The 9,647-nt window shown below is 37.1% G+C and carries 8 protein-coding genes; 3 read left to right on the top strand and 5 right to left on the bottom strand.

What is annotated here, in order from left to right:
• Positions 1 to 27: 27 nt before the first annotated feature.
• The 3 genes from ACOVQ4_RS16080 to ACOVQ4_RS16090 all read right to left on the bottom strand — a co-directional run bounded on the left by ACOVQ4_RS16080 (position 28) and on the right by ACOVQ4_RS16090 (position 1,907).
• On the bottom strand, positions 28 to 573 hold the full coding sequence (locus ACOVQ4_RS16080) for a CopD family protein (RefSeq protein ID WP_166580268.1): 546 nt from the start codon (positions 571 to 573) through the stop codon (positions 28 to 30).
• A gap of 6 nt (positions 574 to 579) precedes the next feature.
• A complete protein-coding gene (locus ACOVQ4_RS16085; RefSeq protein WP_421821645.1) occupies positions 580 to 1,311 on the bottom strand; it encodes a polyprenol monophosphomannose synthase in 732 nt (243 codons plus the stop codon).
• Between the two features lie 218 nt (positions 1,312 to 1,529).
• On the bottom strand, positions 1,530 to 1,907 hold the full coding sequence (locus tag ACOVQ4_RS16090; protein WP_421821646.1) for a DUF4296 domain-containing protein: 378 nt from the start codon (positions 1,905 to 1,907) through the stop codon (positions 1,530 to 1,532).
• 170 nt (positions 1,908 to 2,077) lie between these two features.
• Here ACOVQ4_RS16090 and ACOVQ4_RS16095 point away from each other — a divergent pair, with 170 nt between their 5' ends.
• The 3 genes from ACOVQ4_RS16095 to ACOVQ4_RS16105 are packed head-to-tail and all read left to right on the top strand — an operon-like array spanning position 2,078 to position 4,918.
• On the top strand, positions 2,078 to 2,947 hold the full coding sequence (locus ACOVQ4_RS16095) for a DUF58 domain-containing protein (protein ID WP_421821647.1): 870 nt from the start codon (positions 2,078 to 2,080) through the stop codon (positions 2,945 to 2,947).
• 14 nt (positions 2,948 to 2,961) lie between these two features.
• Positions 2,962 to 3,894: a hypothetical protein gene (locus ACOVQ4_RS16100; RefSeq protein WP_421821648.1), complete on the top strand. Its 933-nt coding sequence runs from the start codon at positions 2,962 to 2,964 to the stop codon at positions 3,892 to 3,894.
• A gap of 25 nt (positions 3,895 to 3,919) precedes the next feature.
• On the top strand, positions 3,920 to 4,918 hold the full coding sequence (locus ACOVQ4_RS16105) for a VWA domain-containing protein (RefSeq protein ID WP_421821649.1): 999 nt from the start codon (positions 3,920 to 3,922) through the stop codon (positions 4,916 to 4,918).
• Positions 4,919 to 4,928: 10 nt separating this feature from the next.
• Here the strand turns inward: ACOVQ4_RS16105 and ACOVQ4_RS16110 are convergent, their stop codons facing one another.
• Both ACOVQ4_RS16110 and ACOVQ4_RS16115 read right to left on the bottom strand, forming a co-directional pair.
• A complete protein-coding gene (locus tag ACOVQ4_RS16110) occupies positions 4,929 to 7,883 on the bottom strand; it encodes an SNF2-related protein (RefSeq protein WP_421821650.1) in 2,955 nt (984 codons plus the stop codon).
• A 471-nt stretch (positions 7,884 to 8,354) separates the two neighbouring features.
• Entirely contained in the window at positions 8,355 to 9,566 is a 1,212-nt protein-coding gene (locus ACOVQ4_RS16115) for a tetratricopeptide repeat protein (RefSeq protein ID WP_421821651.1), read from the bottom strand.
• Positions 9,567 to 9,647: the final 81 nt, after the last annotated feature.

The raw sequence follows: 9,647 nt of genomic DNA on the forward strand, positions 1-9,647 counted from the left end.
CACTTCGTGCCTTTGTCACTCTCTAAGCTATTTCTTCTTCTCTCTGAGTGATTTAGCAATTTTTACGGCTGTCATAATCAATACTGCAAAAACCAATAAACCAACTACACCCCAAATCCAGTCGATAGTATTTTTTAGGATTACTAGAAAAACAATGGCAAAAAGGAATATCGTCGCTACTTCATTATAAAGTCTTAATTGAAAACTGGTAAAGCGAAATTTACCTTCTCGAAGTTCAAAAATAATTTTTCGGCAAAGAAAATGGTAGATTAAAAGGCCTACCACAAAACTTAGTTTGAGATGTAACCAACCATGCTGTGCAAAACTATCCCACCAAGACCAATACACTAAGGTAGCTCCCGAAATAAGGGTTAACCACATAGCTGGCACCATGATGGCATTGAATAAAACCTTTTCCATTTTCTTGAACTGCTCTTGGATGATATCCCGTTCGAGTTCAGGCTTAGTGTTGGCTTCGGTATGATAAACGAATAAGCGTGGCAAATAGAACAATCCCGCAAACCAGCTCACCACAAAAATGATATGTATGGCTTTGATATGGTTATAATCCATTTCTGACTAACGTTTGTATGATTTGAATAAACTCAACCATTTCATCTGTAAAACACCAAAAATCGCCTCCTTAAAGATATTTGCAGACATTTTTGATTCTCCTTTAGTACGGTCGGTAAAGATAATTGGAACTTCTTCGATTTTGAAGCCATATTTCCAAGTCGTAAACTTCATTTCTACTTGGAAGGCATATCCCACGAAACGGATTTTGTCGAGGTCGATAGTTTTTAAAACTGTATCACGGTAACATTTGAATCCTGCAGTAACATCCATGATGGGCATTTGGGTGATAAAACGCACATAATATCCCGCAAAATAAGACATCAAAACACGTCCCATTGGCCAGTTTACAACATTAACCCCCTTGATATAACGAGAGCCAATAGCCAAATCAGCTCCCCCCGTAGCACACGCATTATACAATCGTACTAAATCATCAGGATTATGTGAAAAATCGGCATCCATTTCAAAAATATATTCAAACCCACGAGCCAAAGCATATTTGAACCCATGAATATAGGCCGTTCCAAGCCCTAACTTACCTTTTCGTTCTTGCAAATGAAGTCTTTCCCCATATTGCACTTGCAATTCTTTTACTTTAAATGCTGTCCCATCAGGAGAGCCATCATCTACAATCAGCAAATCAAAACTAGGTTCCAGACTCATTACCTTATGAATGATTGCCTCAATATTTTCTATTTCGTTGTAAGTAGGAATTATAACGATACGATTGTTCATTGATTACCTTATTTAATAGCTCACCTACATTGATCCAATGAGCATAATGTGCAAGTTTTATGGAATTATATTATTTATCGACTAAAAATAACTGAAAAACAAAAATAAGTGTAAAAGTATCTATTTAGTCGAAATGGAACAAAACATGTTTGGCCATTGATGAGGCACTTACGCTTGAGTCTCAACATTTAAAATACTGTTGTCCAATACATCAAGGTCTAGATGGGTTTTTTGGTCGTATCTGGTTTAGAAGCTCGTTGTTTTTTTAAATAAAGTTCATTTTTAGCCTCCAGATTTTTCACCACTCTATCATACATAGACTTGAATTGTTCAGGTCGAGCTACGTAGTATTTGAAACTAGCACGATAAATTGCTGTATCAATTTGGTATTTCTTAAAAATTTCTTTTTCAAGTCCTTTATAGACCATCAATGAAGAATCAGCGCTGCCCATGTGTAAATTATTTACTTGGTTTTCAGCGACATGAATATCTTCCAGAAGTTTAATCATTTTATCTTCTGGAATCAAATTATCGGGTTTGTCGGATGTACTACACCCCGCCAATAGCCCTGCTATTAGAAGAATTATTGCTCTCACATTTCAAAATTACAGGGATTTTAGGTAGTTTTAAAGCAATTCTTACATAATTAGGAATTATTAACACTTTTATCTACAAGTACTTGGTTCACTTGATAACAGTGTAAGCTTCTTTCAGCATTTCGAGTTATTTTACCTCAACATAAATAACTTCATCTACTCAGAAGGCTATGAATCCACAGGCTTTTTTAGCGAAACTACATAAATTTGAAATTCGTATTCGCAAAGCGGTTACTTCCCAAATGCGAGGTAACTTCAACTCTGTATTCAAAGGTTCTGGACTAGAATTCAGCGACTTACGCCTTTATCAATACGGAGATGATGTCCGTCTTATCGATTGGAATACCACCGCCAAAGGTCATGGTACATTCGTCAAAATCTTTAAAGAAGAAAAAGAACAAACCGTATTTTTTATGGTCGACGTGAGTGCCTCTCAAGATGTAGGTCGTTCTGATCGTTCTAAATTAGATACAGCCAAAGAAATTTGTGGAGTACTTACGCTATCTGCTATCAAGGAGGCAAGCCATGTTGGGGTGTTGTGTTTTTCGGACCAAAAAGAAAAATATATCAAACCTGCCAATACACTCAAACACGGTTATAGAACGATTTTGGAGCTCTTCAAACTCAAACCCGAATCGGCAGGAACCAATCTCAAGAAGATGATTTTGTTTGGATTAGAAGTCCTTAAACGGAGAAGTCTTATTTTTGTAGTTTCGGATTTTATAGATACGGGTTATGAAGAAAATCTCAAAGCTCTCGCCCGAAAACATGATTTGGTGGTTATTCATTTGTACGATCAGCGTGAGACAAACCTTCCTCGTTTAGGAATAATTCCGGTATTTGATACTGAAAGTAAAAAAACCATTTGGGTAAATGCTTCTTCAAGCTGGTTTAGAAATAGAATGAGAAATCTATTTGAGGAAAATGCCAAAACCCTTGAGCAACTTTGTAAGCAAAATAAAGCAAATTATTTGTCTATTGATGCCTCCGAAGACTACGTAACAAAACTCATCAAGTTGTTTAAAGTGAGAAAAAATTAGTTGGGAATTAAACCATGAAGCCATTGTCATTGCAAAATATCTATTGTTGGAAACGAGGATTAAGTCTGGTATGGATTGTACTGTTGACTTCAACTCTTGTTTTGGGGCAACAAGTAAAAGGCAGATTTATGGAAGATAGTATTGGTATTGGTATTCCCGTAAAATATGTACTGAGTTGCAAACATCCTGAAAAGTATGATGTTTTTTTTCCAGACTCTACCTATAATTTTGCCCCTTTCGAATTGGTCAAACGCGAGTATACCACCACCTCAACCCAAAATGGCATTAGCTCAGATAGCGTTATTTATACGCTCATTTCTTTTGAGGTAAATCCAATTCAAAAGCTTCAATTACCTGTTTATATTCGCTCAGAACAAGACTGTACGAAGGTAATGCCTTATGAAGATTCGATTAACTTCCATTCGATGATTCCGTCGAATGCCTCCTTAGACACCTTACAACTCAAAACAGATACGCTTCCTATACATCTTTCTCAACAAGCTAATTTTCCCTTGGTGCTGCTTGTGTTTTTGGGTGTTGGAGCATTTAGTATGCTTATTTTTTGGCTATTTGGAAAACCCATCAAGCGCCAAATTAAGCTTTTTCAATTTCGACGTAGATTTGACGAATTTCAGCGTGTTTTTCAACGACTAAGCAAAGACACCAACGAAACCAACAGAAGGCTAGAAAATGTCGAAAAAGCTCTTGTACTTTGGAAAAAATATATAGAACGACTGGAAGAAAAGCCTTTTACCACTTTTACAACCAAAGAAATCCTGGACAATATCAAAGATGCTCGTTTGCCCGAAGCGCTCAGAGAAATTGATGCTACCATTTATGGAGGTAACTTCTCTATCAAAACGGTTTCATCTTTGGCTATCTTACAAGAGCTTGCTGAAGGTCTTTATCGAGAACATCGTCAAGATTTGGTAGACAGTCCTGTTTGATAAAATAGTTAGACAACATACATTAATGGAGGCTTGGTATTCAAAATATTGGTTTAGTATTCAAACCCTTTCATCCTTTGAATGGGCACAACCGTTTTATCTGTATTGTATTCCTGCTGTACCATTTTTGTTTATTATTCGAAATTGGATTGTGGGAAGTAATGTACAAAAATTAAATGTAGCCTTCCCTGCTCAGCAGTTTTATTCGAGTTGGATAAGCGCCTTACGTTTTGTTCCAGGCACTTTACTTGTTTTGAGTATTATGCTCATTTTGGTGGCTTTAGCACGCCCACAACGTGCTATTTCGACGCAAGAAGAAGTTTCGGAAGGGATAGACATCATGTTGGCCTTAGATATCTCGGCATCGATGGAGGCTACCGATATTCCACCTAGTAGGCTTGGTGTTGCCAAAAGAGTGGCAAAAAAATTTATCGAAGGGCGCTTTCAAGACCGTATCGGAATGGTAATTTTTGCAGGAGAACCCTTCTCGCTTTGTCCTTTGACCAACGATTACGACATGCTCAAAGATTATATTGATGAAATTCAGCCTTCGCTGATTAATATTTCGGGCACAGCCCTTGGCAACGCCCTTGGCATGTGCATCAATAGGATGCGCGAAATTCATTCCAAATCCAAAGTTATCATTCTACTTTCTGATGGCGACAATACAGCCGGGAATCTCGACCCTGCGCTTTCGGCACAAATGGCACGTGCATTTGGCATGAAGCTCTACACCATTGCGGTAGGCTCCAATAAAACAAGTACAAATACCGAAAAAGTAGATGAAAGTGTACTAAGAAATATTGCAAAAATTGGAAATGGGAAATTTTTCCGTGCTACAGACGCACGCTCATTAGAGAATATTTTTAAGGAAATTAACCGACTAGAAAAAGTAGAAATCAAACAGAATCGTTATAAGAATCTGCGTGATTTCTACCATAATTATCTCCGTTGGGCTATTATGCTATTATTGCTTTCTTTTGCCTGCAAAAATACTTTTATGGGTAATATACTGGAAGACTAAAGCACTAATCTTATTCCAATAATGCTATTACATCATCTTTGCTCAACGATTTTACAAAATGCTCTTCAGTCGTAATAAGCTCCGAAGCTAGTTTTTGCTTGTTTTGTTGTAATGACAAAATCTTTTCCTCGACAGAATTTTTAGTAATAAACTTATAGGTAAAAACTGTTTTTACTTGTCCAATTCGGTGTGCTCTATCTACCGCTTGTGCTTCAATCGCAGGATTCCACCATGGATCCAAAATAAACACATAGTCAGCCGCTGTAAGATTTAGGCCCAAACCTCCAGCTTTAAGTGAAATCAAAAATATCTTGATATCTTCGTTTTGCTGAAACAACTCTACTTGTGCCTGACGGTCGTATGTGCTTCCATCCAAGTAGGCATACCGTTGTTTTTCTTTGTCGAGACGCTCTCTAAATAAATCCAAATGCTTTACAAATTGGCTAAATATCAGCACCTTGTGACCTTCTTCCAAGACTGTTTCGAGTTTTTCTAAAACATCATCTAACTTACCAGAATCGCCCTCATACTCCTGATCTGTAAGGCGTGGGTGATTGGCTATTTGACGCAGTTTGGTCAATCCTTGCAAAACTACCATTTGTGATTTTGCCATCCCTTCGGTATCGATATGCTCCAGAATGAGATTACGATAATAGGATTTTGCCTCTTCGTATTCTTTTTCCTGTAATTCAGTCATTTTTGCATAATGAATGCTCTCAATTTTGGGAGGCAATTCTGTTGCCACTTGCGATTTATGCCTTCGCAACATAAATGGTTTGATGATTGAATAAAGACGCTGGATTTTGAGCTCATCGCTTTTCTTTTCAATCGGAATTTGAAATTCGTTTTTGAAAAAATGTTGCGTACCCAACAAACCCGGATTGACAAAGGTCATTTGCGACCACAAATCCATCGTACTGTTTTCGAGAGGCGTACCTGTCAATACAAGACGATAACGCGTATTGAGTTGCATTACCGCTTTTGTAATAAAAGATGATGGATTTTTTATGGCTTGAGATTCATCCAGAATAGCATAATGAAAACGATAGTTTTTGAGAATATCTATATCGATACGAACGATACCGTACGAGGTCAGAATTACATCATAATTGTCAAATTGTTCAATGTTTTTATCGCGATATGTACCAGTGTAGGTCAAAACCTTTAGTTCTGGGGCAAATTTGCGTGCTTCGGCCTCCCAGTTATAAATCAGAGAAGTAGGCATTACTAACAAAGAAGGGCTAGCAACACCACTTTCTTTTTGGGATTGTAAAAGTGCCAAAGTCTGAACTGTTTTCCCTAAGCCCATATCATCCGCCAAGCAGCCCCCAAAGTTATAATCATTCAAAAAGCGCATCCAATCATAACCTGCCTTTTGGTAAGGGCGAAGGTTTCCTGCAAAGCCCTTTGGAATGGAATACTCTTGAATTTCTTCAAAATCACGAAGCTTTTGAAGTTTACGGCTCATGATTGTTGTTGCTAACGAATCACGTTCCATATCTTGCACCAAAGACAAATGATGTTTTTTTAGAATAAAACCATCATTGTGATGATGCTCTACAAATGCAAATAGCTCTGAGTATTGTGTAAACCAAACCTCAGGGATTACCGCAATTTCGCCGTTAGGTAATGTAAACTCTTTCTTTTTCTGCAATATCAAATTTCGAAGTTTTAAGAAAGGTATTTCGAAATCTCCAAACTTTACCAGAGTATGAATATCAAACCAGTCATTGCCTTCTGTAATGGTAACTTCTATTTTCGAATATCCTAAAAAGTACTTCTTCCCATCTGACTCCACTTGTTGAGAAATTTCAAATCCTGCTTCGATAAGCTGTGGATAACTGGCTTGTAGCCATGAAAAAGCTTCAGTTTTGGGTAAAATAATTTTACCATTTTTAAGACTCATACCTAAGTCTTGCAGTACTTTAAGCTTATTTTTTTCGAGTGGCAAATCTCTTTTTACTTTATGGAAAATATAATCATCGCCCTTTTTTTCCATACTTACATTCGACGCCGCCGAAAAGCTATCGAATCGAAAGGTGTATTTACCGTACTGAAACGACAAACTCAAAACAACTTGAGTATCAAGGGTATCTTCCTCCGTTGTGGACGAATCGACCTCAATAAGTACTAATTGATTTTTTTGCTTTTGCTCCGAAATACTCAATACTGGTACGCAGCGATAGTTTTCTGATATGATATCAAAGCCTTTAGGATACACATCAAACATCGTAATGATGGACGTCACAAATTTGCGATAATAATCTTCCTCGATGCTCTTCGGAATGACAATGAATTTTTTATTGAGAAAAGGACGTAGTTTTTTACCATCAACATCTTTTTCAAAATGGTACAACTTATTCTCCAAAATCATCCAAGCGGGCTCTTCACAAACAATAAAGGCATTTTTGTACTGAAAGTCAACTTTCAATCCATTGTATTTGATGGTAGGGAAGTAGTGTGTGTTATCAGCATTACGCATAAAATGAAAAAGAACTGTTGCTTTTTCAGACAGGACATCCACTTTTTGCCACACAGGATTACCGTCACTTCCCATAATGAAAAGCTGCTTGTTGAGCAGCAAAGGCATAATTTCGGCTTTTACTCGCTCTATGTAATTAGTAATTAATTCTTGAAGTGATTTATCTCCTTTTTGAGAATCGTAGGTTTTTAAGAAAAAATCTACAATAGTCCGTTTTTTAGTACCTCCAAATTTTTTGAAAATAGCATCCTGCTGAATCGAATCGATAAGTTTGACCAACTTAAAGTCATTCTCATCGGGCTGATATTCGGTAAGACCTTCGCAAAATTCACGGATATTCTTAGTAGAGATATTTTGGTTCAATAAAGTAAGTTCGCCTTTGGCGTCCAATTGTACTACAAAAGCCTCAAACAGATATCCAAGATACTCATGGCTTAGTATCGTATAGATAATTTGGAAAGGCTGTGTTGTAGAAACTTTCATACGATTTACAAGTTGTTTAAGCCTTTGAGGACTTTCAAAGACATCTGTTAATGTTGTTAAAACTTTGCAGCTCATGTATCCTCTGTAAGGAATTCAGGATTCATGATGCTTGTTTAGTAGATTCGGAGGCGAATGACTACAATCAATCTTTACAATCAGGGCAGTTGACGAAACGCTTGGCTATTACAGGTTTATTGGTGCTGCCAAGCAATTCTTGACGGCAGAGTAATCTTTTTTGCAATTTTGAAAGCTTTCAAAAGTTGTATTATCAACTCAAATTAGCTAAAATGCAAATTTGTCTGAATAGTAAATATAAATAAAATCAATTAAATAGTATGTATTATAAATACGATTTTGAGTTTATGGAAAAAGTATTTCTACAGTTATGAAGGTAGCTCCTAAAAATCAAAACCCTGTAAAAGAAAATCTTTCACAGGGTTTTGACAATGACCTTTTTCAATTATACGCAATCTATCTACTTTTACGACGTAACTTTTTTGTTTCAGACAATAGCTTTTTTGCCTCATCATGTTGACTTGACTTACGTTCAGAATCATCGAGTACCTCTTTGAAATATTCTATAGCTTTGTCATAGTCTTTTTCCATTGAGGCAATTTTGCCTAATGACAACTTGGACGATAAATAATAACCCGATTTTGTAGAGTTGGTCAAGGTCGCAAAATCGATGGTTTTTTGATAATATTTCTTTGCTTCTGCATAATCACGGTTATAATTGAAGGCATAATAGCCTAAAATATAACTTGCATACCGACCGCTTACACCTTCATAGCCAGGGTAGTGCTCCTCGATTTTTTGTAAAATACCTTTGGCTTCTTTCTCAGCCTCTGCCACACGACCAGCTACAAATGCCGAACGAGCATGAAAACGGTGAAAAAATGGATTATCGGGATAGGTCTCATGCGTGTATTTTGATAACTCGTAGGCCTTTTCGTTCATATTTTCCATGCCATAAATCTGAAGTAAGAAATAACGCGCTTCGGTACGAGTATAAAAGGCATTGTAGCTAACCTTTTCGAGCTGACCAATACCTTTTGGCTTATCGCCCTTAGGAAATAGCCAAAGCACAGGGCGTAGCAAAGGATAATTTTCTTTCACATAGTGGAAATAATAATTATACAATCCATCGCCAAACATCAATTCTGGACTAAAGTCAGAGAAACTTCTTGATTTATCTAGATATTTTAAGGCATTTTTGGCCGCCAAAGTTGCCTTTGTCCAATGTTTACGCTCTGAATGCAAGCGTCCTTTAAAAGCGTAGGCTGCTGCCATAAAAAAGGCTGCTTCGGGGTTTTCGGTATCATCCCAAATCACCTCTGCTTTTCTGATACTTTCGTCCATATATTCCAAACACTTTTCGTCGTAAAGTACGTTGTCGGTGTTAGGCACAATTTTCCACCATTCCATCAAGCCCAACAAAAAATCGGGGAGGGGATGATTAGGGTGTTTGATTTTCAAATAATTAAATTCTCTTTCTGCTTCGTAAAATTTAAAATTATACATGTGATTGATGGCCGTGGTAGCCTCAATCTGCACCTCTGTAGTCAGCAAAAGCATTCCTTTCGAACGCTCTTGTTCGGCTTTTTCGGTATCTTTCCACCATTGAGCTTGGCTCGTATTGATGACCAATAATACACTACACAAAAAAGCAATTAGGGACTTCATCGTATTCACTTGGCTTGGTTGATTGAGTTTGTTTATTTTTTGGATTCAAAATTATCACACTTTTGAAGATATATCGTCCTG

This window comes from Flectobacillus sp. (assembly GCF_049240685.1).
Classification (GTDB): Bacteria; Bacteroidota; Bacteroidia; order Cytophagales; family Spirosomataceae; genus Flectobacillus.

What these genes read in the sequence shown, in the direction of transcription:
- ACOVQ4_RS16080 (WP_166580268.1), bottom strand. Translation starts at nt 573, where the DNA reads ATGGATTATAACCATATCAAAGCCATACATATCATTTTTGTGGTGAGC.
- ACOVQ4_RS16085 (WP_421821645.1), bottom strand. Translation starts at nt 1,311, where the DNA reads ATGAACAATCGTATCGTTATAATTCCTACTTACAACGAAATAGAAAAT.
- ACOVQ4_RS16095 (WP_421821647.1), top strand. Translation starts at nt 2,078, where the DNA reads ATGAATCCACAGGCTTTTTTAGCGAAACTACATAAATTTGAAATTCGT.
- ACOVQ4_RS16100 (WP_421821648.1), top strand. Translation starts at nt 2,962, where the DNA reads ATGAAGCCATTGTCATTGCAAAATATCTATTGTTGGAAACGAGGATTA.
- ACOVQ4_RS16105 (WP_421821649.1), top strand. Translation starts at nt 3,920, where the DNA reads ATGGAGGCTTGGTATTCAAAATATTGGTTTAGTATTCAAACCCTTTCA.
- ACOVQ4_RS16110 (WP_421821650.1), bottom strand. Translation starts at nt 7,883, where the DNA reads ATGAAAGTTTCTACAACACAGCCTTTCCAAATTATCTATACGATACTA.
- ACOVQ4_RS16115 (WP_421821651.1), bottom strand. Translation starts at nt 9,566, where the DNA reads ATGAAGTCCCTAATTGCTTTTTTGTGTAGTGTATTATTGGTCATCAAT.